Annotated in this window: 22 protein-coding genes; 13 read left to right on the top strand and 9 right to left on the bottom strand. The window is 64.7% G+C overall.

What is annotated here, in order from left to right:
- Positions 1-407 precede the first annotated feature (407 nt).
- From DESFRDRAFT_RS03895 to DESFRDRAFT_RS03865, 7 genes are all read left to right on the top strand, one after another.
- Positions 408-1,334: a bile acid:sodium symporter family protein gene (locus DESFRDRAFT_RS03895; protein WP_005991289.1), complete on the top strand. Its 927-nt coding sequence runs from the start codon at positions 408-410 to the stop codon at positions 1,332-1,334.
- A gap of 152 nt (positions 1,335-1,486) precedes the next feature.
- Positions 1,487-2,539 (top strand): class I fructose-bisphosphate aldolase, encoded by a 1,053-nt coding sequence (locus DESFRDRAFT_RS03890; protein WP_005991287.1) that lies wholly within the window; start codon positions 1,487-1,489, stop codon positions 2,537-2,539.
- A 277-nt stretch (positions 2,540-2,816) separates the two neighbouring features.
- On the top strand, positions 2,817-3,305 hold the full coding sequence (locus DESFRDRAFT_RS03885) for a Spy/CpxP family protein refolding chaperone (protein WP_005991285.1): 489 nt from the start codon (positions 2,817-2,819) through the stop codon (positions 3,303-3,305).
- Between the two features lie 13 nt (positions 3,306-3,318).
- Positions 3,319-3,909: an RNA polymerase sigma factor gene (locus DESFRDRAFT_RS03880; protein WP_005991283.1), complete on the top strand. Its 591-nt coding sequence runs from the start codon at positions 3,319-3,321 to the stop codon at positions 3,907-3,909.
- Between the two features lie 10 nt (positions 3,910-3,919).
- Positions 3,920-4,231 carry a hypothetical protein gene (locus DESFRDRAFT_RS03875; RefSeq protein ID WP_005991280.1) on the top strand — a complete coding sequence of 104 codons (312 nt, stop codon included), beginning with the start codon at positions 3,920-3,922 and terminating at the stop codon, positions 4,229-4,231.
- A gap of 9 nt (positions 4,232-4,240) precedes the next feature.
- On the top strand, positions 4,241-4,867 hold the full coding sequence (locus DESFRDRAFT_RS03870) for a hypothetical protein (protein ID WP_005991278.1): 627 nt from the start codon (positions 4,241-4,243) through the stop codon (positions 4,865-4,867).
- Between the two features lie 150 nt (positions 4,868-5,017).
- Complete coding sequence (locus DESFRDRAFT_RS03865) at positions 5,018-5,728, top strand: superoxide dismutase (RefSeq protein ID WP_005991277.1); 711 nt, start codon at positions 5,018-5,020, stop codon at positions 5,726-5,728.
- Between the two features lie 153 nt (positions 5,729-5,881).
- On the opposite strand, the gene DESFRDRAFT_RS03860 is transcribed toward DESFRDRAFT_RS03865, so the two are convergent.
- Positions 5,882-6,712 carry a hypothetical protein gene (locus DESFRDRAFT_RS03860; protein ID WP_005991276.1) on the bottom strand — a complete coding sequence of 277 codons (831 nt, stop codon included), beginning with the start codon at positions 6,710-6,712 and terminating at the stop codon, positions 5,882-5,884.
- A 358-nt stretch (positions 6,713-7,070) separates the two neighbouring features.
- Here DESFRDRAFT_RS03860 and DESFRDRAFT_RS03855 point away from each other — a divergent pair, with 358 nt between their 5' ends.
- From DESFRDRAFT_RS03855 to DESFRDRAFT_RS03845, 3 genes are all read left to right on the top strand, one after another.
- The gene (locus DESFRDRAFT_RS03855; protein ID WP_005991275.1) at positions 7,071-8,765 is read left to right on the top strand and encodes a HAMP domain-containing protein; all 1,695 of its coding nucleotides are present in this window, start codon (positions 7,071-7,073) and stop codon (positions 8,763-8,765) included.
- 66 nt (positions 8,766-8,831) lie between these two features.
- Positions 8,832-9,566, top strand: coding sequence for an MBL fold metallo-hydrolase (locus DESFRDRAFT_RS03850; RefSeq protein ID WP_005991274.1), 735 nt, complete (start codon positions 8,832-8,834; stop codon positions 9,564-9,566).
- A 264-nt stretch (positions 9,567-9,830) separates the two neighbouring features.
- Positions 9,831-11,318 carry a B12-binding domain-containing radical SAM protein gene (locus tag DESFRDRAFT_RS03845; RefSeq protein WP_005991273.1) on the top strand — a complete coding sequence of 496 codons (1,488 nt, stop codon included), beginning with the start codon at positions 9,831-9,833 and terminating at the stop codon, positions 11,316-11,318.
- A gap of 177 nt (positions 11,319-11,495) precedes the next feature.
- On the opposite strand, the gene DESFRDRAFT_RS03840 is transcribed toward DESFRDRAFT_RS03845, so the two are convergent.
- Together DESFRDRAFT_RS03840 and dut are read right to left on the bottom strand one after the other, a co-directional pair.
- Entirely contained in the window at positions 11,496-12,695 is a 1,200-nt protein-coding gene (locus DESFRDRAFT_RS03840) for an aspartate aminotransferase family protein (protein ID WP_005991272.1), read from the bottom strand.
- 281 nt (positions 12,696-12,976) lie between these two features.
- Positions 12,977-13,441 carry a dUTP diphosphatase gene (gene dut, locus DESFRDRAFT_RS03835; protein WP_005991271.1) on the bottom strand — a complete coding sequence of 155 codons (465 nt, stop codon included), beginning with the start codon at positions 13,439-13,441 and terminating at the stop codon, positions 12,977-12,979.
- 231 nt (positions 13,442-13,672) lie between these two features.
- Here dut and glgP point away from each other — a divergent pair, with 231 nt between their 5' ends.
- Positions 13,673-16,243 carry an alpha-glucan family phosphorylase gene (glgP, locus tag DESFRDRAFT_RS03830; RefSeq protein WP_005991270.1) on the top strand — a complete coding sequence of 857 codons (2,571 nt, stop codon included), beginning with the start codon at positions 13,673-13,675 and terminating at the stop codon, positions 16,241-16,243.
- Between the two features lie 198 nt (positions 16,244-16,441).
- Here the strand turns inward: glgP and DESFRDRAFT_RS03825 are convergent, their stop codons facing one another.
- The 6 genes from DESFRDRAFT_RS03825 to DESFRDRAFT_RS03800 form a co-directional block, all read right to left on the bottom strand.
- Positions 16,442-18,220, bottom strand: a complete 1,779-nt coding sequence (locus DESFRDRAFT_RS03825; RefSeq protein WP_005991269.1) for a methyl-accepting chemotaxis protein — start codon at positions 18,218-18,220, stop codon at positions 16,442-16,444.
- 75 nt (positions 18,221-18,295) lie between these two features.
- Complete coding sequence (locus tag DESFRDRAFT_RS03820; protein WP_005991268.1) at positions 18,296-18,766, bottom strand: cytochrome c family protein; 471 nt, start codon at positions 18,764-18,766, stop codon at positions 18,296-18,298.
- A gap of 371 nt (positions 18,767-19,137) precedes the next feature.
- Complete coding sequence (locus tag DESFRDRAFT_RS03815; RefSeq protein WP_005991267.1) at positions 19,138-20,469, bottom strand: sigma-54-dependent transcriptional regulator; 1,332 nt, start codon at positions 20,467-20,469, stop codon at positions 19,138-19,140.
- Positions 20,466-21,677 (bottom strand): two-component system sensor histidine kinase NtrB, encoded by a 1,212-nt coding sequence (locus DESFRDRAFT_RS03810; protein WP_005991265.1) that lies wholly within the window; start codon positions 21,675-21,677, stop codon positions 20,466-20,468. Before DESFRDRAFT_RS03810 ends, DESFRDRAFT_RS03815 begins: the two co-directional genes overlap by 4 nt.
- Positions 21,677-22,819, bottom strand: coding sequence for an iron-containing alcohol dehydrogenase (locus DESFRDRAFT_RS03805; RefSeq protein WP_005991263.1), 1,143 nt, complete (start codon positions 22,817-22,819; stop codon positions 21,677-21,679). The genes DESFRDRAFT_RS03810 and DESFRDRAFT_RS03805 overlap by 1 nt, the downstream gene beginning before the upstream one ends.
- 251 nt (positions 22,820-23,070) lie before the next feature.
- Entirely contained in the window at positions 23,071-23,307 is a 237-nt protein-coding gene (locus DESFRDRAFT_RS03800; protein WP_043793759.1) for a helix-turn-helix domain-containing protein, read from the bottom strand.
- A gap of 739 nt (positions 23,308-24,046) precedes the next feature.
- Here DESFRDRAFT_RS03800 and DESFRDRAFT_RS03795 point away from each other — a divergent pair.
- On the top strand, positions 24,047-25,840 hold the full coding sequence (locus tag DESFRDRAFT_RS03795; RefSeq protein WP_005991258.1) for a methyl-accepting chemotaxis protein: 1,794 nt from the start codon (positions 24,047-24,049) through the stop codon (positions 25,838-25,840).
- A gap of 130 nt (positions 25,841-25,970) precedes the next feature.
- On the top strand, positions 25,971-26,483 hold the full coding sequence (locus DESFRDRAFT_RS03790) for a chemotaxis protein CheW (protein WP_005991256.1): 513 nt from the start codon (positions 25,971-25,973) through the stop codon (positions 26,481-26,483).
- Positions 26,484-26,501: the final 18 nt, after the last annotated feature.

Below are 26,501 nucleotides of genomic sequence, written 5' to 3'. Positions count from 1 at the left end.
GGGAAACTTTTTGAAAAAAGTTTCCCCCCGGACCCCCCTTCAAAAACTTTCAACGGGGGGGAGGCTCAAGCGACGACCATCCCACCGGGACAGGGAGTGCCGCCGCGTATGCGTGGCGTGGCGTGGCGGGCATTTTTCGATCTGCCGGCCAAATCCTGCGAATTCGTTGCGTGGCTGATCGGCCGCCTTGGAAATCTGCTGCGAGGGCATTGTTTCCGACGATGGGCGGTGTGTCCAGGGCCGGGGGGAGGGTGCGCGGCGCGAAGGCGTATTCTTCAAATATGCGCCGCGCGTCCGCGCACCTTTCCCCGGCCCCCCCAACGAAAAAAAAGCATCCTTCTTCCTGGACCTTCCCTCCCTCCCCCAGACGACTTGACCGCTTTTTGCCGGCGGGCTACCTGCCGCCCATGCTCATTTCCATTGCCCAACGCGTCGAAAGGGCTTTTTTGCCCCTGGCCGTAGGCCTTTCCGCCCTGGCCATGGTCGTCCCCGGCCTTTTCACCTGGATCGCGCCCTACATCGCCCCGGCCCTTGGCGTCATCATGTTCGGCATGGGGCTCTCGCTCACCTTCGAGGACTTCGCCCGCCTGCTTCCGCGCTGGAAGGTGGTCGGCGTCGGGGCGCTGTTGCAGTTCAGCGTCATGCCGGTCCTGGCCTGGCTGCTCGCCCGGATCTTCGACCTGCCCCCGGCGGCGGCCCTCGGCGTGATCCTGGTCGGGGCCTGCCCCGGCGGCACGGCCTCCAACGTCATCACCTACCTTGCCGGCGGCAATCTGGCCCTGTCCGTGACCATGACGCTTGTCACGACCCTGGCCGCGCCGCTCGTCACGCCGGCCCTGGTGGCGGGGCTGGCCGGAGCCAGGGTGCACGTGGATTTCTGGGCCATGACCGCCTCGGTCTTCTGGATCGTGGCTTTCCCGGTCCTCGACGGGCTCATCCTGCGTCGGCTGCTGCGGCGACGCCTGGAACCCGTCCTGGCCGTGTTCCCGGCCGTGTCCATGGTGACCATCGCCCTGGTGGTGGCCTGTGTGATGGGGCTCAACCGCGACACCGTGCTGGCCTTTCCCGGCGCGGTCATCCTGGCGGTGACGCTGCACAACCTGTCGGGATTCGCCCTGGGCTACGCCGGAGCCTGCCCCTTCACCACCAGCCGCGCCGACCGCATCGCCATCGCCGTGGAAGTGGGCATGCAGAATTCCGGTCTCGGCGTGGCCCTGGCCAAAGCCTACTTCACGGCCCAGACCGCCCTGCCCGGAGCGCTTTTCAGCCTGGAGCAAAATCTGGTCGGCGTGACCCTGGCTAAGTGGTGGCGGCGCGGCTCCGCCAAGGCGTAATCCGGCCTCGAAACGTGGCCCAACCGTCGCCTCGCCGTCGCCCGCTTCCCCGCCACGGCGGGCATGGTGTCTCGCTGCCGGCGTTTTTGCGTTGTCACCGGCCGTAACTCCGCGCTATGTTCCGCCAGAGTCAGCCAAAGGAGGCCGCCACCATGATCGACAAGATTACCGAGCTGCTCGGCACCGAGGCCGAGCCGCTGCTCTCCCACGTCTGCAAGACCATCCCCAAGCAACAGCTCCACCTGCCCGGGCCGAACTATATCGACGACATCTTCGTCCAGACCGACCGGCCCGTGGCCGTGGTGCGCTCCCTGGCGTCCATGCTCGACCACGGACGCCTGGCCGGCACGGGATTCATGTCGATTCTGCCCGTGGACCAGGGGGTCGAGCATTCCGGCGCGGCGTCCTTCGCGCCCAACCCCGCCTATTTCGATCCGGAAAACATCGTGAAGCTGGCCATCGAGGCCGGCTGCAACGCCGTGGCCTCGACCCTCGGCGTGCTCGGCAGCGTGGCCCGCAAATACGCCCACAAGATCCCCTTCCTGCTCAAGATCAACCACAATGAGCTGCTTTCCCTCCCCGCCATACACGACCAGACGCTTTTCGCCTCTGTGGAGCAGGCCTTCGACATGGGGGCCGTCGCGGTCGGGGCCACGGTCTATTTCGGCTCGCCCGAATGCCGCCGCCAGATCCAGGAAGTCTCCGAAGCCTTCGCCCGGGCCCACGAGCTCGGCATGGCCTGCATCCTCTGGGCCTATCTGCGCAATCCCGCCTTTGTGAAGGACGGCGTGGACTACCACACCGCAGCCGACCTCACCGGCCAGGCCAACCACCTCGCCGCCACCATCGGGGCCGACGTGGTCAAGCAGAAGCAGGCCACGGGCAACGGCGGCTACACCGCCATCGGCTTCGGCAAGACCGACAAACGGGTCTACTCCGAACTGACCACCGACCATCCCATCGACCTCACCCGCTACCAGGTGGCCAACTGCTACATGGGCCGCATCGGGCTCATCAATTCCGGCGGCGCATCCGGCAAGGCCGATTTCGCCGACGCCGTGCGCACCGCGGTCATCAACAAGCGGGCCGGCGGCATGGGCCTCATCTCCGGCCGCAAGGCCTTCCAGCGCCCCATGGCCGAAGGCGTCAAACTCCTCCAGGCCATCCAGGACGTGTACCTGTGCCGGGACGTGACCGTGGCCTGACGGCCAAAGGCATGAGCAACAAGCGATGCGAGAGGGGAAACCCTTTGAAAAGGGTTGTCCCCTCTCGCGCTCTCCCCTTCCTAAACTTTTTGGCCTGTTAGGAATGATAGCATAGTCCTCTTCCCATAAACGCTGGGGTTGGGAAACGAGCCCGCGTCCCGAATTCGGGCCAACCGGTCCGTCCCGCTGCCGATCCCTGTAACCCCCCGCCCGCCCGGACCGACCAAACGCGAAACGGACGGCCAAGGCCGTTCACGTCAAGCGGGAGGTTATTCCCATGAGAAAAGTGTGCTACGCAATACTTACCCTGGTCATCCTGGCCGGCTCCGCCTACGCCGTGGCGGCGGGCCCCGGCCCGGGAGGTCCCGGACCGGCGGGATTGCTCGGGCGCCTGTTGTCGCTTAACCTGTCCGATGCGCAAAAGCACGAAGTCGCCGTGATTCTCAAACAGAACCGGTCGGCCTTCGAAGCGGCGGGCAGGGCCATGCATGAGGCGTTCGACACCATGCGCAAGATCATGCGCACCGATCCGGGCAACGAGCAGAGCATCCGGCAAGCCAGCCGCAAGATCGCGGCCGCCGGCGAGGAGCTGGCCGTGTTGCGGGGAAAGGTCACGGCCAGGGTCTTGGCCGTGCTGACGCCTGAGCAGCGTAAGCATTGGGACGAGGGGGAAATGTCCCCGCCGCCCAACGCAAGGGGAGCTTTCCATGCCGACCGCGAGTTGGTCGATGACTGGATCAACACCCACGCTGGCCCGACGAACTAAACTCCGGAGCGTTATGGCCGAGGCGTTGGTGGACATGGAGGATGCCCGGGTCCTTTCCGAAATCCGGGCGGGCGACGTGGACGCCTATGCCAGGCTCGTAACGAAGTACCAGGGGCGCGTGTCCGGCATCGTCGCCGGGCACGCTCCCCGGGAAAGGGTGGGCGAGTTGACGCACGAAGTATTCGTGCGGGCTTACCGTTCCCTGGCCGGCTACCGGGGGGACAGCCCCCTCGGCCACTGGCTGGCCAAGGTGGCGGTGCGCACCTGCCATGACTTTTGGCGGGCGGAGTACCGGCGCCGGGAACGGCCTGAGAGCGAACTGTCCGACGAATGCCGGGCGTTCGTGGAAGAAGCTGCCGCGCTGGAAAGCAGCGAAGCGGCCGAGGAAACCGCCTCGCGGCGAGAGGCCAAGGAACTCTTGGCCTGGGCCATGGACAGGCTCTCGCCCACGGACCGCATGGTCGTGACGCTGACGCACCTGGAGGAGCGCCCTGTGGCCGAAGCCGCGGAAATGCTCGGCATAAGCGTTCCCAACGTCAAGGTGCGGGCGTTTCGGGCCAGGAAAAAACTGCGCGGACTGTTAGGCGGCGTTTTGGGCACGTAAGGAGGAATCCATGGACGGAAACGAAACACGGCGCATCGATCGCCTGGAAGCGGCGCTCAAGGCCGCTCATGACACTGCCCGCCGGGAGCGCCCTCCCCTTGATCCCCGGCTGTCCGATGCGGTGCTGGCCGCCATCAAGGCCGCGCCCGAACCCGAGGAAACCAACAACGTCCTGTGGCGCATGGCCGCCGGAGCCGGCATGCTGGCCGCCGCCACGGTGCTGCTCGTCCTGTTTTTCGGTTCGGGCCTGGAAGATGAATTCGGACGGTTCCTGTTTTTCGACCCCAACAGCCAGGTGCTGGTTTCCCTCCTTGGCGTGTAAGGCACGGGCATGAAGGCAATCGCTACCAAGGCCCTGGCCGGGCTCGTCTTATTCGCCTCGGGGATCGTGATAGGCTTTTTCGGCTCGCGGTATCTGGCCGAGCGGGGACGGCTGGCCCTGCTCCATGGCGACCCCAGGCATTTCTCCGAGATGGTGGTGCGCCGCATCTCGGACGATCTCGACCTGACCAACGAGCAGCGGCAAAAACTCCGCCCCATCGTGCTGCGTACCGCCGAGGCCCTGGCCAAGGTCCGCCAGGAGCAGGAGCCGAAAATCCACAAGATATTCGAAAAAAGCAACAAAGACATCAGAAAGCTGCTCAAGCCGGACCAGCAGGAAAAATTCACGGCGCTCCTCAAAAGACTCGAGCGACGCCGCAAGGCCCTCGGGCATTTCGCCCCCCCGCCGCCGCCGCCCGGTGCATTCGACGACCATCGCCCCCCGCCGCCCGGCATGGACGGTTTCCCGCCACCGCCGCCCGACTTCGACGGCCGGTCCCTGGATTCGCCGCAGCAGCACCCCGAGGGGAGCCGCGCGCCCAACGCAACGAAACCGGCCCCGGACGCGGTCAAACCGGTTCAGCCTGGAAAACCGGACACTTCCGGCAAAATCGCGCCGCCGGCCGCCGACAAGTAAGGGTAAATGGTTTCTTGACCGTTCCCCTTTGGCTGCGAATCTGGCAATACTGACGCCAATCCCCGTCGGACCATGCCATCCCGGTATGGTCCGACGGACCCCAAGCGCCGTTTCGCCCCATGCGGGCGGATCGAACCAAGGAGGAGCGTCATGCGCGCCCAGTGCGACACGTCTTTTTCCCGCCGCAATATCCTGAAACTGGCCGCCGGCACGGGGCTTATGCTCCTGGCCGGGGGCATGATCCTGCCCGGCCAAGCCCACGCCGAGGTCTTTGCCGCCCCGCCTCTGCCCTATCCGGAAAACGCCCTGGAGCCGGTCATCTCCGGCCGCACCGTAAGCTTTCACTACGGCAAGCACACGCTTGGCTATTTCAACAATGCCAACAAATTCGTGGCGGAAAGCCCGCTTGCCGGACAGCCCCTGGACAAGGTCTTCCTGGCCGCGGCCAAGGACCCCAAACTGACGCCGCTCTTCAACAACGCCGCCCAGGCCTGGAACCACGTCTTCTACTGGAACGGGCTCAAGTCCGGCGGTGGCGGCGCGCCCACGGGCAAGCTGGCCAAGGCCGTGGACGCCTCCTTCGGCAGCGCCGAGGCCTGTAAAAAGGCCCTGGCCACGGCCGCCACTTCCGTTTTCGGCAGCGGCTGGGCCTGGCTGGTGGCCGACGGCGACGGCAAACTCAAGGTGGTCAAAACCGGCAACGCCGGCAATCCCATGCAGGACGGCCTCAAGCCCCTGTGGGTCATCGACGTCTGGGAACACGCCTACTACCTGGATTACCAGAACCGGCGGGCCGACTACGTGGCCGGCGTCCTGGACAAGCTCGTCAACTGGGACTTCGCGGCCAAGAATATGGGCTAAGGTGGGGAGGCAGCCGGGGGGAAACCTTTCTTGCGGAAAGGCTCTCCCCCCGCCCCTCCAAAAACTCTTCATAATGACAGCGTGTTATCCATGCAGCACGCATCACCGTTAAAGAGTTTAGGAAGGGGAGAGCGCGAGAGGGGAGAACCCTTTTCAAAGGGTTTCCCCTCTCGCACCTTCTTCTCTCGCTCCCTCCTTCAAAAATCTCGTAACGATGCTGCCCGGGAGGACCCGTTTCTCGCCCGTCACCAGGGCCGCGGCTTCGTCCGGCGCGCACCGCACCACCGTGGCCGTGGCCACAGGCCTCCCCGCCGCATCGTGCACGGCCACGCGCGAACCGGGGGCAAGGCCGTGGTCCGCGCCGAGGCCAAAGGAGATGAGCAGCCCGTCCGGCGTTTTTTTCGTCATGAAAACCACGGCGTTGCCCCGAACGGCCCGGAGCGCCGCCAACCGCCGTGAGAACATGAAAACGGCCACGCCAGAAAGCGCCGCGCCAAGCGCGCATCCTCCGGCCACGGCCATGGGCGAGACGCCGAAGAGATGGCGGATGCGGGAATTGGTGGCTTCGTCCAGGGAAGCCTTGTCGGCAAAAATGCGGACAATGAAGGCCTGCTCCGGCGTATTGGCATCGCCTCCGGGCTCGCGCACGATCACCGTGCCCGTAGCCGGGGCGGCGTCCGGCGCGGCCGAAACCGTCGCCCGCCACACACGGTCGCCGAAAACCCCCGCCGCCTCCTGCCCGGTCACGGCAACGGCGATCCCGGGATGGTCCACGGCGAAGACGAGGTCCGAGGCATGCCGCATATCGGCGGGAAGCGGCCCGGAGAGATCGGCCGTTTCGCCCGGCAAGAGGGAAACCATGTTCGGCCCGGTGCGGGAGCTGTCCACGAAACCGTCGGCCAAAGCCAGGCCGAGGCACAGGCAAAACGCCGCCGCCAGCCAGCTGAGCCCGTCGCGCAACCGCACCAGGGAGGCCTCGTTCAAACCGCCTCCCCCGTCCCCGCCCGCCTTTTTGGACGACACGGCGCGGCGCCCATCCGAAAAACGGCGCGTACGGTGAAAACAGGCATGGTTCGAAACACGTTCGCGGATATCGAAGATACTCGTCGCGGCATAAGCGAGCCCTGTAAACGGAAACCGGCCGCCAGGCAACCATTCGCGCAAGCCCCGAAAAGCACACTTTTTCACGCAACCCGACGCGTCATCGCAACGCATTCCTTGTGCAATGGACACGGAATTTTAGGAAACAGCCTTGACAAAAGCGGCATGCATTTGCGCAACATAGCGCCCAAGCAAAACAATTGCGCCAATCCCGCCAAAACGGATGGACGCTGGAGGTCCCATGCTGCGACGTTTCAGCCTGGCCGGGCGTCAGACCCCAACCGACCGCCATGTCCCCCCGCGCACGCCGTGGAGCATCCTCCAAACGCTTCTGCTCGTCCTTGTTCCGGCCGTTATCGTTCTTTTGGCCGCAACCGGGCTCCTGCTCATGCGTTCCGCCAACTCGTCCGTGGAAACGGCCATCGCGCGCGGGTCCCTAAGCCTCACACTGGCCCAGGCCCGGGAGCTGGAAACCCTGCTCACCGGCTGCCGCGAGGATGCCGTGGCCCTGGCCCACAAGCCCGTGACCCGCGAACGGCTGCATGATTTCATGGAGGGTTCGGCCGCCGCCCGGGGGATGGTCTATGCCGAAACGACCTTTGTTCCGGCCGGGGCGGGCGAGCCCCTGGTGCTGCTCAAAAGCGACGGGCGGGTGGCGGAAGTCGCGCCGGACGTGGCGCGTCGGGCTAAAAACAGCCCCCTGACGCTCTCCCGCAAGGCCGCTTCCCTGCAAACGGGGCAGGCCAGCCTGTCCGCCCTCACGGAAGTCTACTATCCGCCCATGGGACTCGGCTTCGAGCCGCGCCAGCGCAATCTGGCCCTTTTTCGCCTGACCACGCCCGTGGCCGGGCCGGACGCTCGCCCGGCCGGATTCCTCATCCTGTCCGTCGACGCCCGGGCCGTCCGCAACATCCTGTCGCTGTACAACTCGCCCCAGTCCCCGATCCTGGGTTTTCGCCGCACCAGGGAAAACCGGCAAAGCATTTTCGTGGACGGCCACGGCTGGATGCTCTTCCAATCCGAAGACCTGGCGGAACCGACGCGCGAGATATCGGTTGCCGGCGTCAAACCGGGGCTCTCCGGCGACATGGGCAGTCCCGGCTTCGACGGCGCGTTCCGCCCGGCCCCGGACCATCAAGCCTACTGGCGCATGATCGAGGCCATCAGCCAGGGGCATGCCGGCATGGAACGCGCCGAACCGGGTTTCGGCCCGCCCAAGATCGCCCCCAGCGACGACTTCGTCGGCTACGCGCCGGTGCGCTTTGCCGGCACGCCGGGCGACAAGCCCGAGGTCGTTGGCGGCATCATCTATATCGACCGCAGTTTGCTGCCGCGCGCGGCCCAGTTCAACCAGGGCAACATTCTTTTTCTGGCCACGGTCGTCGGGGCGCTCGTCATGGCCGCCCTGATCGTCGTGCTGTCCGGCCGCATCGCCCGGCCGATGACGCGCCTTGCCGATGCCTTGCGGGAAATGCGCCACGAAGGCCATCTGCGGGAACTCGAACCGCCGGGCGGCGGAGCCGAGACCACCCGGCTCGGGCGCGTCTGCAACCGGCTCATCGCGGCCCTGCGCGCCAGGGAAGTGACCGTCGATGACGGCCGCGAGGCCGCGACGCGCGAGGCCCATCCCTCGGAAATGCCCCTGCCGAACGCGCCGGAAGCGCGCCAAACACCAAACGCGCCCCCTGTCGCGCCCGCTCCCGCTCCCGATCCGTTCGGCGACGCCTCCCTGTCCGAGCGCCAGCGCGCCGCCCTCCTCGCCCTGCTCGATCGCGGCGTCTTCTCGCGCCAGGACTACCAGGAGGCCGGCGGCGACATCCCCCAGCGCACGGCCCAGCACGACCTGCAAGACCTCGTCGGCCGGGGCGTCCTGGACAAGGACGGCCGGGGACCGGCCACCCGCTACCGCCTGCGCCGGGCATCGAACGGGGCATGACGCGCCGCCTTCCCCTTCGCCGCGAACGTTGGTAAAAGGCGGCATATCCTTCCCTGGAGGTCTTTTATGCTGGCGGAATGCGTTCTTCTCGCCTGCGTGGCGTTTTTCGGCCTGCCTGTGCCGGCTGTGGCGGCTCCCCCGGCGTCCGACGAGTTCACCACCTCGGGCGGCCCGTTGCGCATCTTTTTCATCGGCCACGGCTCCCTGCGCTTCGAATACGACGGCAAGGAGATCTACGTGGACCCCTTCGGCCAGGTGGGCGATTACGGAACCATGCCCCCGGCCGATCTGGTGCTGCTCACCCACGAGCACGGCGACCATCTGGACCCCGAATCCATCGCCAAGATCGCCGGACCGGAAACAGCCATCGTCCTGACCGGCCCCTGTCTGGAAAAGCTCGGCCGGGGCACGGTGATGGAAAACGGCCAGCAAACGACCGCCGCCGGCATCCCCGTCGCGGCCGTGCCGGCCTACAACATCAAGCACATGCGCTCGCCGGGAACGCCCTTCCACCCCAAGGGCCGGGGCAACGGCTACGTCCTGACCTTCGGCGACCTGCGCGTCTACGTGGCCGGGGATACGGAAAACATCCCCGAGATGGCCAACCTCAAAAACATCGACATCGCCTTCCTGCCCATGAACCTGCCCTACACCATGACGCCGGAGATGGCGGCGGATGCGGCGCAAATGTTCAAGCCCAAGGTCCTCTATCCCTACCACTACGGCGAAACGGACCCGGCCAGGCTCGTGACCCTGCTCAAGGATTCGGGCATCGACGTGCGGGTGCGCGAACTGCGGTAGGTTGCGAATAGGGAGAAGAGGGTGCGAGAGGGGAAACCCTTTGAAAAGGGTTCTCCCCTCTCGCGCTCTCCCCTTCCTAAACTTTTTATCTATTGAAATAACGCATCATTCAGATCCCCTGAGTAAAGAAATATTCCTCAGAAAAGATTTCACCCTATCGTTACGAGAACGACCGCCCCGCCTTCCCTTTCGGTTTTGCCGCGACCATGATAACGAGCCGCGCGGGGACGGCGCGCGGCCGTCCAAAAGGAGAATCGTCCGCCCATGAACGTCCTTTTCGCCAATCTGGCCGGGGTCAAGGTCGATCCCGACGGCAAGGTCCGCCACTTCATCAAGGCCGGCTCCCGCTGGCCCATGACCATCGGCTACGCCAAGTCCGTCGATTACTATCCCTTCCCCTTCTGGCTGGCCTACGCCCTGGCCCTCTGCAAACGTGACACCAAGGCCTCCTGCTCCGGCCTCGACGGCGTGGTCATGGACTTCACCGACGCCGAAATGCTCGTGGAGGTCAAACGCCGCAAGCCCGACCTTATCGTCACCGAGCTGGCCGCCCTGACCCTGGCCGACGACCTGCTCTTTCTGGAAAGGCTCAAGCGGGAAACCGGCTGCCGGGTCCTCGTGGCCGGCAACCACGCCACCGTGGCCGCCGAGGCCTTGCTGGCCGAAAACCCCTGCCTCGACTTCGCCGCCATCGGCGAATACGAAATGACGGTCAAGGACGTCATCGAGGCGCTTATGGCCGGCCGCGGAGACCTCTCCGACATCCAGGGGCTCGTGTGCCGCAAGGACGGCCACGTCGTGAACACCGGCCGGCGCGAACTCCTGGCCGACCTGGACAGCCTGCCCTTCCCCGACCGCGAGGATTTCCCGGCCACCATCTACCCGGACTTCACCCTCTATTCGCCCTGCATCAACATCGTCTCCTCGCGCGGTTGCCCCTGCGGCTGCGTCTACTGCCAGGAGCGCCACATCATGTACGCCTCGCCGCGCTACCGCGCCCGCGATCCGCAAAAAGTGGCCGAGGAGATGGAATATTGCATCAAGCGTTTCGGGGCCAAGCAGTTCTACTTCGACGACCAGAGCTTCGTGGTCAAAAAATCCCACGTGCTCGGCATCTGCGCCGCCATCAAGGAACGCGGGCTCAAAATCCCCTGGACCGTCATGGGCGACGCCATGTTCGTGGACCGGGAGACGCTTTTCGCCATGGCCGACGCCGGCTGCATCGGCATGAAGTTCGGCGTGGAATCGGCCGATCCGGGCATCCTCAAGGCCATCGGCAAGCCGCTCGACCTCGACAAATGCCGGCAGGTGGTCAAATGGTGCCGGGAATGCGGCATCCGCACCCACGCCACCTTCTGTCTGGGACTGCCCGGCGAGACCGAGGAAACCATCAAGAAGTCCCTGGCCTTCATGGAGGAACTCGACGCCGACACGGCGCAGGTGTCCAAGGCCGTGCCCTACCCCGGCACGCCCATGTACGCCTGGGCCAGCGAACAGGGCTACCTGGTGGCCAAGGACCTGACCAGCTTCGACGGCATGGGCTCCTGCGTGGTGGGATATCCGGACCTGCCGGCCGCCGAGATCGACCGCTGGTACGCCATTTTCTCCCGCCGCGTGGCCAAAAAGAAGCTGCTCAAATACTTAAGCGAGCCCGGCCAGAGCCTGTCGATCCTCATGGAGATGGGCCGGCGCAAGGGCGTCGCCAGCGTGCTGAAATCCGCCTGGACCTTCGTCACCCGGGCGTTTCGGTAGGAAAAGAAAAGACGCCTCCGGCGGCCAGGGGGAAACTTTTTGAAAAAAGTTTCCCCCTGGACCCCCTTCAAAAACTTTTTCCGGCTTTGGATGATGTGATCTGACAGTGTCGCCCCAACGGGGCGACGGCGTGGTGGGGTGCGGGGGAGGCGGAGCCTCCCCCGCCTGCCTGCCGAACTACACCTCGCCCAGGATGTCGGCCAGGGCGGAAGCGAAGAGTTTCAGATCCTCCTGCTCGATGACCAGGGGCGGCAGCAGCCGCAGCACGTTGCCCTGGGTGAGGTTCAGCACGAACCCGCGATCGAGCAGTTTCTTCCAGACATCGCTTCCGGGGAAGGTCAGCACGATGCCGAGCATGAGTCCCATGCCCCGAATCGTCTCGATCTTGCCGGGGCACTGGGCCTTCACATCCTCGAACAGGGCCATGGCGAAGTCACCCATGCGCGCCGCCCGCTCGGCCAGACAGTCGTCGCGCATGATGGCCAGGGTCTTGGTCGCGGCGGCCGACACCAGCGCCCCGCCGCCGAACGTGGTGGCGTGGGCTCCCGGCGCGAATCCGGCCGCGACGGCGTCCGTGGCCAGCACCGCGCCCATGGGCAATCCGTTGGCCAGGGCCTTGGAGCAGGTGAAAACATCCGGCTCGACGCCATAGTGCTGGAAGGCCCAGAACCGGCCCGACCGGCACATGCCGCACTGCACCTCGTCGCACATGAAAAGGATGTCCTTTTCCTTGCACAGGGCCGCCAGGGTGGTCACGTACTCCTTGGACAACGGATTCACGCCGCCCTCGCCCTGGATGCACTCCACCAGCACCGCCGCCGTGTGCGGCCCGATGGCGGCCCGCATGGCTTCGATGTCGCCGGACGGCACGGTGATGAAGCCTTCCGGCAGCGGATCGAAGCCGAACTTGATCTTGTCCTGGCCGGTGGCCGTCAACGTGGCCAGGGTGCGGCCGTGGAAGGAATGCGTCAGCGTGATGATCTCGTAGGCATCGCGCTCCTTGACCGTGCGCATGTAACGCCGGGCCAGCTTGATGGCCCCCTCGTTGGCCTCGGCCCCGGAATTGCAAAAAAACACCTTGCCGGCATGGCAGGTGGCCTTGAGGGCCTCGGCCAGCTCCACCTGCTCGCGCTGGTAAAAAAGGTTGCTCACATGCACGAGCTCGCGGGCCTTGGCCGCGATCACCTCGGCGATCTCTTCGCGGCAATGCCCCAGGTTGCACACGGCAATGCCGCCCAAAAGGTCGATGTATTCACGGCCATCGAGATCATACAGACGGCACCCCTTGGCCGCGGACACGGCCAACGGATACCGGCCATAGGTGCTCATGACCGCTGCCTGCTCCCGCGCTTTCAGCGCGTCGAACGCCTCGCTCATCGCATTCCTCCTTGGGGTGCGGTTGGAGTGGAATTCCGGGGGAGGGAGCCCCTTTTTGCAAAAAGGGGCTCCCTCCCCCGGACCCCCACCCTCCCCAAAAACTCTTCATGGGGGGGTATTCCCGGACAATCCAATGTTTTCAGACAGCGCTTCGCCGCTGGCGCGCCTTGTTGCCGCAATCGTGTTTGGCGTACGGCCCGAACACCGTGAAAGTTTTTGGGAGGGGTCCAGGGGGACCTTTTTTTCAAAAAAGGTCCCCCTGGCCGCCGGAGGCCTCATCCTCACGCCTTGCCGGTGTGGCCGAAGCCGCCGCTGCCGCGCGAGGTGTCCCCGAGTTCCTCCACGGGCGTGATGACGGGGCGCACGATGGGCGCGAGCACCAGCTGGGCGATACGCTCGTGGCGCGCGATGGTGACCGGCTCCTTGGACGTGTTGAGCAGCCACACCGTGATTTCGCCCCGGTAGTCCGGGTCGATGACGCCCACGCCCTGGGCCACGGTCAGGCCGTGCTTGGCCCCGAGCCCGGAGCGGGAATAGACGAAGCCGGCCACGTCCGGGGCGTCGATCTCGATGGCGATGCCGGTCGGCACGGCCACCCGATCGCCCGGGGCGACGGTGAGCCGGTCCGTGTCGATGGCCGCGCGCAGGTCCAGGCCGGCCGAGCCGGGCGTGGCCACGGTGGGCGGGTTGTCGCGGCTTTCGTCGCGTAAAAACTTGATGCGCAGGATGCTTGTTGCGGCGGGCACGTGGACGACCTCCGGGCTGTTGAAATAAGGGCGATAACCTACCGTATCTGTTGATTTTGTAAACGGAAATTAACCCATTGAAATAACGGCTTTTTTCAGAGCGGTGTCATGGACGTGACGTTTTGGAACCGGCCTTGCAATTTGAATGGCCTTGTGGATAGATGCCCGCAAGGCGCCGATATTGCGCGGCGATGCGCGCCGCGTCGGAATACGCCGTAAGAGGGGAAATGCATGCAGCCGTTACGCGTTTATAGCGTTGTGCCGAAGTTGCCGCCCAAACTCAACGCGCTTTGGGATCTGGCCTACAACCTGCTTTTTTCCTGGAATGACGACATCACAACGCTTTTCGCCCAGGTGGACCGAAAGCTGTGGCGCGAGTGCTCGGGCAACCCGGTGGGCTTCCTCAACAAGCTGCCGCAAAAAACCCTGGAAAACCTGGCCGAGGACGACTTCTTCGTCGAGCGGGTGCGCGACCTGCGCCAGACCCTCGAAACCTACCTCTCCCGGAAAACAACCTCCATTCCCTTTCCGGACCGCGACGGCCAACCGGTAGTGGCCTATTTCAGCCTGGAATACGGCATCAGCGCCTGCCTGCCCGTCTACTCGGGGGGACTCGGCATCCTGGCCGGCGACCACCTCAAATCGGCCAGCGACCTGTGCGTGCCCCTGGTCGGCATCGGCCTGTGCTACCAGCAAGGCTACTTCCGCCAGTACCTGACGGCCGACGGCTGGCAGCAGGAACGCTACCCCATTTACGATTTCCAGCAGATGCCGCTGTCGCTTTGTAAAAACGAGGCCGGCGCGCCCATCATGATCCACGTCGACCTCAAGGGCGAACGGGTCCATGCCCAGATTTGGAAAGCCCAGGTCGGCCGGGTGCCGCTCTACCTCATGGACACCAACGTGCCGGAAAACCAGCCCGCCTCGCGCCAGCTCACCAACCGGCTCTACGGCGGCGACCTGGAAACCCGCGTGCGCCAGGAATACCTGCTCGGCATCGGCGGCATCCGGGCCCTGGAAGCGCTCTCGCTCAAGCCCAAGGTCATCCACATGAACGAAGGCCATTCCGCCTTCGCCGGGCTCGAACGCATCGCCATCTTCATGGACAAGCACAAGCTGTCCTTCGAGGCCGCCATGGAACTCGTGGCCTCGAGCTCCATTTTCACCACCCACACGCCCGTGCCCGCCGGCAACGACCGCTTTCCGCCGGACCTGATCCAGGCCTATTTCGAGGATTACGCCAAACGCCTGGGCCTGGCCTTCAAGGTGCTCATGGCCCTCGGCCGCGAGGACCCGCGAAACGACGCCGAACACTTCTGCATGCCGGTTCTGGCGCTCAAGCTCTCGCGCTTCAACAACGGCGTCTCCAAACTCCACGGCGTTGTCTCGCGCAAGATGTGGAACCGCGTCTGGAACCAGTACCCCGTCGAGGACGTGCCCATCGGCGCGCTGACCAACGGCGTGCACGTGCCGACCTGGGTGGCCCAGGACATGGCCGCCCTCTACGACCGCTACTTCGGGGTCAACTGGCGTGAAGATCCGGACACCAACCGCGTCTTCGCCCAGACCTACCTGATCTCCGACGCCGAACTGTGGCGCACCCACGAACGGCTGCGCGAGCGGCTGGTCGGCTACGTGCGCGAGCGGCTGCGCGATCAGCTGCTGGCCCGGGGCGCCAGGCGCGCGGAATTGCAAAGCGCCGAGGAAGTCCTCGATCCCCAGACGCTGACCATCGGCTTCGCCCGCCGCTTCGCCACCTACAAGCGGGCCAACCTGCTGCTCAGCGACAAGGCGCGGCTGCTCAAGATCCTCTCCAACACCGACCACCCCGTGCAGTTCATCTTCGCCGGCAAAGCCCACCCCCACGACAACGAAGGCAAGAAAATCATCCAGGAACTGGTGCAGCTCTGCCAGAGCTCCCAGTGCCGCTTCAACATGGTCTTCCTCGAAGACTACGACATGGAAATCGCCAGCTACCTCGTGCAGGGCGTGGACGTGTGGCTCAATACGCCCCGCCGGCCGCTGGAAGCCTGCGGCACCAGCGGCATGAAAGCCATGTGCAACGGCGTGCTCAACTACAGCACCCTCGACGGCTGGTGGGCCGAAGCCTGGAAACCCGACAACAGCGTGGGCTGGGCCATCGGACAGGGCGAAGAATACGAGGACGGCGGCTACCAGGACTTCGTGGAGAGCCAGACCCTCTACAATATCCTGGAAAACGAAATCATCCCGACCTTCTACGACCGCGGGCACCACGGCAACCTGCCGCGCAACTGGATCCACAAGATGAAGGACTCCATCAGCCAGCTCGCCCCTCACTACAACTCCCACCGCATGGTCGAAGACTACGCCCGCGTGGCCTACGTGCCGGCGCTGGAAAACTACAACCGGCTGACCCGCGACGACTGCGCCGCCGCCAAAAACCTCGCCTCCTGGCGCATGGACATGATGACCAAATGGAGCAGCCTCGATATCCGCAACATCCGCTCCGAAGACCCTGAAGAGCTCCACGTCGGCGACCCGGTGCTGGTGCGGGCCGAAGTGCACTTAAACGGCATCCGGCCCCAGGACCTCGAGGTCCAGATCTACGCCGGCCGGCTGGACTACGAAGGCAAATTCGCCCAGCGCGAAACCGTCAACATGCAGACCACCGAAACCACCCCCGACGGCTGGCACGTTTATACCGGCAAGATCCAACCCACCGAGGCCGGCCGCTTCGGCTATACCGTGCGCATCCTGCCCCACCACCCGCTGCTGCTCGACTCCCATTCCCTGGGCCTGATCCGCTGGGCCTCGGCCTAACGGGGATGGGCTGGGGCGCTGCCCCAGACCCCGGCAGAGGCTCCGCCTCCGCACTCCGCCGGGGGGCTTGATGCCCCCCGGTCCCCCCTTTACCGGGTTGGGATGACGGGTGGCGATACGGGGCAGCGCCCTGGCGGGGTACAGGAGCGGAGCCCCGTCTATCCCTTCCCGCGCCCCTCCGCTCGTGCGACCGATCGGCTAGGCCAACATCTCGTCGATAAGGCGTTTGAGATTCTCGGCTTCTTCGGTCAGGCCGGCCACGGCTTCGCCGGCGTGTTCCATGGCCACGGCGGTTTCCTCGGAGATGTGGCTTATGGAGTCCATAGTGTTGCTGATCTGTTCGCTGACGGCCGATTGTTCCTCGGCGGCGGCGGCAATGGAGCTGATCTGGTCCGCCGAAGCGCCGACGAGGGAGACGATGCCGGTCAGGGCGTCGCCCGATCCACGGGCCAGGACATCGGCCTTTTCGATGGCTTCCGCGGCTTCCCGAACGCTTTCCACGTGTTCGCGGGTGCCTTGTTGGATGGCGGTGATGGCTTGTTCCACTTCGGTGGTGGCCTGCATGGTTTTTTCGGCCAGCTTGCGCACCTCGTCGGCGACCACGGCGAAGCCCCGGCCGGCGTCGCCGGCCCGGGCGGCCTCGATGGCGGCGTTTAGGGCCAGAAGGTTGGTCTGGTCGGCAATATCGGAGATGACGCCGATGACAGCGCCGATGCCCTGGGCCTCTTTGCCGAGCGCGGTGATGTCTTCGCGCAGGGACTCGGCCCGCTGCCGAATGGAGCCGATCATGGCCACCAGGTCGAGCACGGATTTGGAGCCTTGGGAGGCGCGGTCGCGGGCGTCGCCGGCGGTGGACACGGCATCGGCGGCGTTCTGGGCCACGTCGAGCACCACCTTGTTCATTTCGGTGATGGCCAGGGAGGTTTCCTTGGCCGCGTCCTTCTGGACGTGTGAACCGTCCCGCGCCTGTTGGACTTTTTCGGACAGGGAGGCCGAGGCATCGCCCATCCGGGCCAGCACGCCCTCCAGGGTGCGGGCGGCGGCGGCGGCGCCTTCGCGGCGGGCGGCCAGGGCTTCCTCCCGGGCCGTTTCCGCCTCGGCCAGGCATGTTCCGGCGCGCTCGGCCTCGCAGGCCGCCTCGCAGCTCTTCTGGTCGGCCTCGGCGATCTTGTGCTTGAGGTTTTCCACGAGGGTGCACAGCGACCGGCCGAGTTGGGTGATCTCGTCCACACGGCCTTTTTGGGTCCGCTGGTCCACGCGTTGGTGGATATCCTGGCAAGCGTCCATATCGCCGGCCGCGATATGCTCGCTGCGGACGGAAATGAAGGCCAGGCGGTCGATGATGGTGCGCTTCATGAAAAGCCACAGCGCCGCGACCAAAGCCAGCAGGCCGCCCAGGGACAGCAGGCCCGCCTTGACTTCGGCTCCCTTGAGCGCCGCCATTTCAGAGCCGACGTCTTCCACCGTGACCATCGCCCCGAGGATCTCCCTGCTTGCGCCGTGGCAATGGTGGCATTCGGGAGCGTTTTTCACCGGACGCGCGGTGACGAACGACGGCTTGCCGTTCACGGTTTCCAGGTCGGCGGCGTCCTGGCCCTTCGTAAGGGCCGTGTCGAGCAGCGCGGCGATCCCGGGACCGGGCAGGGTCCGGGTCAACGGTTGCCGCAAGGCTTCCTTGCGTGTGGCGTAGGTGGCCTCGCCGCGAAAATCGGTCAGATACGCCTGCAACCGGCCGCGCGTGCCGGCGATCAGGGAAAACTGGCTGATGGTGGTTTCGTTGTCGCCCAGGCGCATGGGTTCGCCGACCACGAGTTCGATCAGCCGGGCCGAGCGCCGGGCCGCCTCGCGGATGCGGTTCAGGGTCATTTCGCGCTGCCAAAGCGTGTTGGCGGCGAACAGTCCGGCCAGCACGACAGCGGCCACGAACAGGACCAGAAGCAGGGCCTTGACTCCGAGGGAACTGGTGCGTTTGGACATGGCGGCCTCCGCGCGCAACGTTTCACGCGCCGCGAGGTTTAAGTTGGCAACGCCCGGGCGCGGGGACGAAAGGCGTCAATGCGCGCCTGCCCGCAAAAGCGGCTTGTAGCCGAAGGCGCGCACGCGTGTGTCATTATGGCAGTCCCGGCAATCGGCCACGGTGAGCTTGCCCTTGATGTCGGCCGGGTCCTGGGAGGCGACATGGGCCGATCCGGGGCCATGGCAGACCTCGCAGCCGGCCTCGGCCATCTCCGGCGTGGCGGCGAAGCTCGTGAAGCCCCCCGGCTTGCCGTAGCCCGTGGTGTGGCAGCCAAAGCAGCCGGTGAGTTCCTCGGGGGTGAGTTTGCCCGCCATGCGGCGCAGGCTCACGCAGGAATGAGCCTTTTTGGAATGCTTCATAAAGGCATCGTACTGTGCGGCATGGCAGCCGGCGCAGGCCTTGGAGCCTACGTAGCGGAGAGGCGGGGCGGGCTCGCCGTCGCTGACGCCGGGACATAGCGCCGTGATAGCGACGGCGACCAGGCCTACGAGAAATCGCCATCCCATAGTTGGACTCCTTCTGGGGGCGAGCATCGCGGCATCGCCACGCCGCGTGAGCCGCCGGCAGGGGGCGGTGGATCACGCGAAAATCGTGTTCTCGTGACGGACAAGAGCAAAATGCATACCGGCCAACCACTATCGGCACGACAAAAGCGCACGGGAGGCGCGGCGGGAAAGGATTCCGGGATCTGACGCGGCTAATCGGGCCGCGTCATTGAGGATTGTTCAGAGCAAAAACGGGCGGAACGCGGGAAAGGACGGGCGTGGACGAAAACGGACGCCGGAGCGGAAACACGCTTCTGGTGCTTTTTGTCACAAAAGACACGAATCGGTGTGTCACCTGTTAGCCCCGGGCCTGTGCAAACAAGCCCGGCGGGTCACATGATGGCGTATTCGCGGATCTTGCGGTAGAGCGTCTTGCGCGAGATGCCGAGCGCCGTGGCGGCCAGGGTGCGGTTGTTGGCGAAGCAGGCCAGGACCTTGGCGATGTGCTCGCGCTCCACGGCCTCAAGCGACAGGAAGTCGTTTTCGCCCTCGGTCTGCATGGACAGTTCGCGCGGCAGGGCGTTTTCCGTGATCACCCCGTTCTCGGCCAGGATCACGCCGCGTTCGATGACGTTGCGCAGCTCCCGGATGTTGCCCGGCCACTGGTAGTTGATAAGGCAGGCCATGGCGCGGTCGGACACGCGGTAGGTGCCGCCGGCCTGGACCCGGCCCAGGAAATACTCGACCAAAAGCGGGATGTCTTCCTTGCGCTCCCGAAGCGGCGGCAGCTCGATGTTGAAGACGTTGATGCGGTGATAGAGCGCCTCGTGGAACCGCCCGGCCTCGACCTCCTTGGCCAGGTTGCGGTTGGTGGCGAAGATCAGGCGCAAATCCGTGGTGCGCTCGTCCTTGTCGCCCACCCGGCGGTAGGTCTTGTTCTCCAGGGTGCGCAGGAGCGAGGCCTGGACCTCCATGGGCAGCTCCCCGATCTCGTCGAGAAAAAGCGTGCCCTTGTTGGCGAAGGTCATAAGCCCTTCGCGGTTCTCCATGGCCCCGGTAAAAGATCCCTTGACGTAGCCGAACAATTCCGAGCGGGCCAGCTCCTTTTGCAGGGTGGCGCAGTTCTTGATGACGTAGGGCTTGTCCGCCCGCTTGGACCGCGCCTGGATGGCCGTGGCCGCAACTTCCTTGCCGGCCCCGGACTCGCCGGTGATGAGCACGGGCACATCGGTGGGCGCGACCTTGTCGATGAGGAAGCGGATCTGCTTGATGGCGGCCGAATTGCCCACGATCTGCTGGGGCTGGCCCTGGTTCTGGGCATGCTTGAGCTGGCGGTTCTCGAAGCGCAGGCAGGCCCGCTGGTAGGCCCGCTCCACGATGAGCTCCAGCTCCTCCAGATTGAAGGGCTTGGTGATGTAGTCGTAGGCCCCGAGCTTCATGGCCTCCACGGCCGAGTCGATGTTGCCGTGGCCGGTGATGATGATGACCTCGACGTCCGGAGAATGCTGGCGGATCTCCACCAGCACGTCCAGGCCGTCGGCGTCGGGCAGGCGCAGGTCGAGCACCACCACTTCGTAGGTGTTGCGCCGCAGCATCTCCCGGGCCTGATGCGCCGTTTCCGCCGCCGCCACGGCCCGGGCCGGGGAGGACAATTCCTTTTTGAGCAATTTGCCGATGGAAGGCTCGTCATCCACCACCAGCACGCTGTAGGAGGGGTTGCTCACGATGTTTTGTCCGTGTTGACGGGGAGCTTGACGATAAAGACCGAGCCCTCGCCGGGCTTGCTTTTGACCGTAATCTCGCCCTGGTGTTTGTTCACGATGGTCATGCAGGTGGAAAGCCCGATGCCGATGCCCTTGCCGGCCCGCTTGGTGGTGAAAAAGGGTTCGAACAGCTTGTCCATGTTTTCCTTGGGGACGCCGCAGCCGGAATCCTCCACGGACAGGCAGACCGCGCCGGAGGCTTCCTGGAAGGTGGTGATGATGATGTGGCCGGGCCCGACGATGGCGTCCATGGCGTTGACCAGGAGGTTCAGCATCACCTGCTTGATCTGGTGCTCGTCGCCGGAAACCATGGGCAGGTCCTCGCACAGCTCCGTGCGCACGGTGATCTTGGCCTGATTGCGCTGCCTGAGGTGGCTGCGCAGGAGCTTGAGCGTGTCCTCGACCACGGCGTTCAAGCTCACCGGGGAAAAGCTCACGGTCTTGTGCCGGCTGAAGGTGAGAAGCGTGGTGACGATGTCCTGGCAGCGGCGGCACTCCTGCAGGATGGTGGTGACGTAGTCCTCCACATCGTCCATCACGGCGGGATCGACCGTTTCGCGCAGGGTCGGCAGCCGCCGGCGCAAGCCCTCGGCGAAACCGAAGATGGCGGTGAGCGGATTGTTGACCTCGTGGGCCACGCCCGTGGCCAGCATGCCGATGGTGGCCATCTTCTCGGCCTGGTAGAACTTGGCCTGGTATTCCTTTTCCCGCGTCACGTCGCGTTTGAAGACCAGGATATGCTGCTCGGGGTCGTCGGGGTGGTGGATGGGCGAGGCCACCATCTCGAATTGGATGTTCTTGCCGTTGATCTTGAAAATCGCGGTTTCGCGGCAGATGTCGCCGGTGGCGAAGGATCTCTGGGCCGGACAGTTCGGGCAGGGGTGGTTCTCGCCGCGAAAGATCTCGTAGCAGAATTTCCCTTCCGGCGCGGGATCGGGAAAGACCTGCCGGAAGACGTGGTTGACCGACAGGATGCGCAGGTCAGGGGTGAGCACCATCATGATGTCGGTGATGCCGTCGAGGATGGCGGCTATCTCGCGACGTCGCTGGGAGGACTGGGTATTGGCGTCCTTCAAGGCTTCGATGGTCTGACGCAGCTCCTGGAAAAAACCGAGCTTGCTGTGCTCGATGCCGATGAGATCCTCGAGGGACGGCGCCCGCCAGGGCATCACCAGGCCTCCTGGCAGATGCCAAGAAGCGACTCCCAGGTGACGGGGCGTGGATTGGTCAGGGTGCAGGCGTCGTTGACCGCCGTGCGGGCGATGGTCTCCAGGCAGCCCTTGTCCGGCAGGATGTCGCGCAGGCGCACCGGCACCCCGAGGTCGGCGTAGAACCGCTCCAGCCAGTTGATGCCGGCCATGGCGATGTATTCCGAGGAGCACATGCGCGGACCGCAGACGATGCGGCCGATGGTGGCCAGCTTGTCCAGGCTCGTCGGCAGGTTGTAGCGCATGACCGCCGGCAGCAGGATGGGATGGACCAGGCCGTGGAGCACGTCGAACATGCCGCCCAGCGAATGGGCCAGGGAATGGCCGATGCCGAGCCCGGCGTTGGAAAAGGACATGCCGGCCGAGGTGGCGGCGATGCTCAGGTTCTCCAAGGCCTCGATGGACCGGTCGGCCAGGGCGGCCGGGAGGTTGCGCATGATAAGGCGCATGGCTTTTAAGGCCTGCACCTCGGTAAAGGGCGAGGCCAGAAGCGACAGGTAGGACTCCACGGCGTGGGCGAAGGCGTCGATGGCCGAGGCGATGATGAGGTGTTCGCTTTTGGTCAGGAGAACCAGCGGGTCGATGATGGAAATGTTGGGCACGAGCGAGCGGCTGATGATGGACATCTTCACCTGGCGCTCGACGTCGGTGATGATGCAGAACTGGGAGATGTCCGAGCCCGAGCCGGCCGTGGTCGGCATGAAGATCATGGGGGGCAGGGGCCGCATGATGCGGTTGGCCCCTTCGTAGTCGCTGATGCGGCCGCCGTTGCCGACGATGGTGGCGATGCCTTTGCCCGCGTCCATGGGGCTGCCGCCGCCCACGGCGATGATGACGTCGGCCCGCTCGCGGGCGTAGATTTCCGCGCCTTCATGGATCTGGTAATCGCGCGGATTGGAATTGACGGCGTCGTAATAGATCCATTCGAGGCCGTTGTCGCGCAGGATGTCCATGATCCGGTCCACCCAGCCGGCCGCGACGAGCCCCTGGTCGCTGACGAGCAACACCCGGCGTCCGCCCAGGCGCTTGGCGCAGGAAGCCAGGTGGACGATGCTGCCCCGACCGAAGATGATCTCTGGGATGGCGAACTTGCTGATCCGCATGGCGCTCCTTGGCGGGTGGGACGAACGGGGTTGCGGGCGCATGGAGCGCACGCCGGGACGATCGCATCCGCCCCGAACGGGAAGGCTGGCGTTTCCTTTTGACACGAAATTATAACGCCACGGTTTCAAAGGTCAAGCGAAGCCGCCGCCAAGCCTTTCCGCCAGGCCTTTTCGGCGACCTTTTCGGCGAGCTTTTCCAAAACCTCCCGGGATTCCTCACGGAAGATCCCCGGATACGCGCGCGGACATCTCTAGCCATCGTTGAAGCGCGCCACGAATTCCAGCAGCGTGATCCCGAGGGCCTGGCATATGGCCTCCAATTCGATCAGGTCGATGCGCCGCTGGCCGCTTTCGTACTTGCTCACGTAGGATTGCGGATATCCCAAGCGCGCGGCCAACTCGGTCTGGCGCAATCCGGCCTCCTTGCGGAGCGAAAGCAGAAGAGCGCGGAAACACTCGTAGCGCCGCGTGTAACTAATACGCTTCACGAGTTTCACATAGGATGCGTTGCACAATATCCCAAAACAGGATATTTGGGATCGGAAGAAATGATTCGGGGAAAGCGAATGTTTTTCGCCGGGAAAGACGGCCCGGGGCAAAAAAAAGCATTTGCCGGCATTGTCTCCCTGTTTCGAAAGCCCAGCAGGGGGAAGACGACACACAACAACGGAAAGAAAACGTTCTTCCCGCCAGGCAGGGACCGAGCATTATGAAGTTTAAAATGCCCTCGCGAGCAAACTCTCTGTTAAATCCTATCCTTTTTTATTCTCATCCCCCCCTCCGGGGCCGACTGGCCCGAAATGAGTATCCTTCAATTCACGTGAAATAGACAGAGGCTTTTTCTCGCCGTCGCGCGACCGGGGTGGGCAACAGCGCGGCCCGGCGCGCCCTGTGTCGCGCCGCAACGAGAAGCACCACCGCTCTCGGCAAGGCTGCGGGCGCGGGAAAGCAGCAATCCTCCGGACACAAGAACTTCTTTAAATTAATATCATAACTATAATGCCAAAAAAATACATGCTTATACATTTGCGTGCCCAACACAATCCATAGCGACAAAGGAGGAAATGGACACAAAACTTACTGTATATCCACAGGCGTCGTACAACCATCAGTTTATTCCAAGAGACAGACCGAACATGGCGGCATTTGCCTTTGAGCCCGTTATCCATAGGGCAAACACCATTGCCGTCTTTTTGACGATACAGCGCGCAACAAAAGGAGAATCTCATGCAATGGTTTCATAACATGCGTGTGGGGCCGAAGTTGATTGGTTCCTTCATCCTGATGTCTCTGATCGTCATGACGGTCGGCCTGCTGGGCTTGCACAACATGGGACTCATCAGCGACATGGCCGAAACGATATACAACAGGGAACTGCTGGGCGTCGCGGCCATCCGGGAGGCCAACGTCAACCTCGTCTACGCCGACCGGGCCACCAAAAATCTCATTTTGTCCACCTCGCGCGAGGAGCGCAGCAAGCTTATCGAACACATCGACGCCTACAAGAAAAGCTATGTGCGGCAGATGGCCATAGCCCGGCCCCTGTTCGCTTCCGAAGAAGGCAAGTCCATGCTGAACCGGCTCGAGGCGGCTTGGCAAGACCTGACCCCGGTATGGGACCAGATCGTCAAGGCCACCCAAAGCGAGAACCTTGAGACGGACCGGGCCTCGGTGGCCTTGTCCATGGGGGCCGGCCGCGAAAAGACCCGGGCCTTGGACGGCCTCATGAGCGAGGTTGTCCGGCACAAGGAGGACAACGCCAAAAACTACGCCATGGCAGCGGAGACGCTGTATAAGCGGAGCCGCACGATGCTCACCGTGGTGCTCACCGCGGCCGTGCTGCTCGGCATGGGCCTCGGCTGGAGCATTTCCCGGGGCATCGCCGTGCCCTTGACCGCCTGCGTGGCCTTCGCCAAGGCCCTGGCCCAGGGGGACCTGACCCGCAAGCTCGATTTCGAACGGGCCGACGAAGTGGGACAGGTGTGCCAGGCCCTGCGCGAAGTGGCCCAGGCCGAAGGCGAGGTGACCGAAATCGCCGGCAAGATGGCCCATGGCGACCTGCGGGTCAGCGTGGAGAAACGCGGCCCGGTCGATACGCTCATGGAATCGTTAAACGACATGATCAAACGCCTGACCATGGTCGTCGCCGAGGTGCAAAGCGGGGCGGACAACATGGCTTCCGGGGCCCAGGAACTGAGCGCCTCGTCCGAGTCCCTGTCCCAGGGCGCGTCGGAACAGGCCGCCTCCGTGGAGGAAAGCTCCTCCTCCATGGAACAGATCAGCGGCTCCATCATACGCAACGCCGACAATGCCCGCGAGACCGAATCCCTCGCCAACAAGGCCGGACAGGACGCCAAGGAATCCGGCCAGGCCATGAACGACACCGTGGCCGCCATGCGCCAGATCGCCACCAAGATTTCCATCATCGAGGAAATCGCCCGCCAGACCGACCTGCTCGCCTTAAACGCCGCCGTAGAAGCGGCCCGGGCCGGCGAACACGGCCGGGGGTTCGCCGTGGTGGCCGCCGAGGTCAGGAAGCTCGCCGAACGCAGCCAGTCCGCCGCGGCCGAGATCAACGCCCTTTCCGCCTCGAGCCTCGACGTGGCCGAACGGGCCGGCCGGCTCCTGGAAAAGCTCGTGCCGGACATCCTCAAGACGTCCGAGCTGGTGCAGGAAATCGCCGCCGCCTCCCACGAACAGAGCTCCGGCGCGGAACTGGTCAACAAGGGGTTGCAACAGCTCGACCAGGTCGTGCAGCAAAACGCCTCGGCATCCGAAGAACTGGCGTCCACGGCCGAGGAGCTTTCCTCGCAAGCCGAACAACTCGTCAGCACGGTGGCCTTTTTCCAGACCGACGGGCAGCAAATGCGCGCGGCAAGCGCACCCGCCAGAAAAAGGACCCCGGCGGGCGTAGGCGGCAACGGCCCTAAGCCCAACCAGGGGAACAGGCTCCCGCCCGAACCGACGCCGCTGCCGCGGGCCGTCGCCGACTCGGACGACGCCCTGTTCGAACGATTCTAGCCTCGCGCCCGAAAACGGCGGGCGCGCCCCGTACGACGCCGTTTTCCACAAGCGACTCGGGCGGCTGCGCACGACATCAGCCGGAAACGCGGGTCGGCCTGAACGCCGGCCCGCAACGCGGAGAATCGCCATGGAAGAACAAACCGCCTCGGCAATCAGACGCTACCTGACCCTGACCCTCGGCCAGGGCTCCTGCTTCGCCATCGATATCTTCTCGGTCCGGGAGATCCTGGATTTCACCGACATCACGCGCGTGCCGCACATGCCCCCGGCCATGCGCGGCGTGGTCGACGTGCGGGGCGAGGCCGTGCCCGTGATGGACCTCGGCCAAAGGCTCGGACTCGGGCCCGTGGCCCAGAGCATCAACACCCGCATCGTCATCATGGAACAGGCCACGGAGGGGAAAATACGCCTCATCGGCGGACTGACGGAATCGGTCAAGGAGGTGCTGGAGCTCGACGACGCCCACATCGTGCCGCCCCCATCCATGGGCACGGCGGCGTCCGCCGCCTGCATCCGGGGCATCGGCCGGCACGGCGACAGATTCGTCATCGTGCTTGATACGCAACACCTCTTCAACCTCGACGAGGTCCTGGACCTCACCGCCGTCGTGGCCCAGGAAAACGCCGCCGACGCCGCTTGAGGCCAAAAGAAGCTGGGG

It is taken from the genome of Solidesulfovibrio fructosivorans JJ] (assembly GCF_000179555.1).
GTDB classification, from domain to species: domain Bacteria; phylum Desulfobacterota; class Desulfovibrionia; order Desulfovibrionales; family Desulfovibrionaceae; genus Solidesulfovibrio; species Solidesulfovibrio fructosivorans.
The sequence above is the reverse complement of the archived record's forward strand: the minus strand, read 5'-3'. Positions and strand labels throughout refer to the sequence as shown.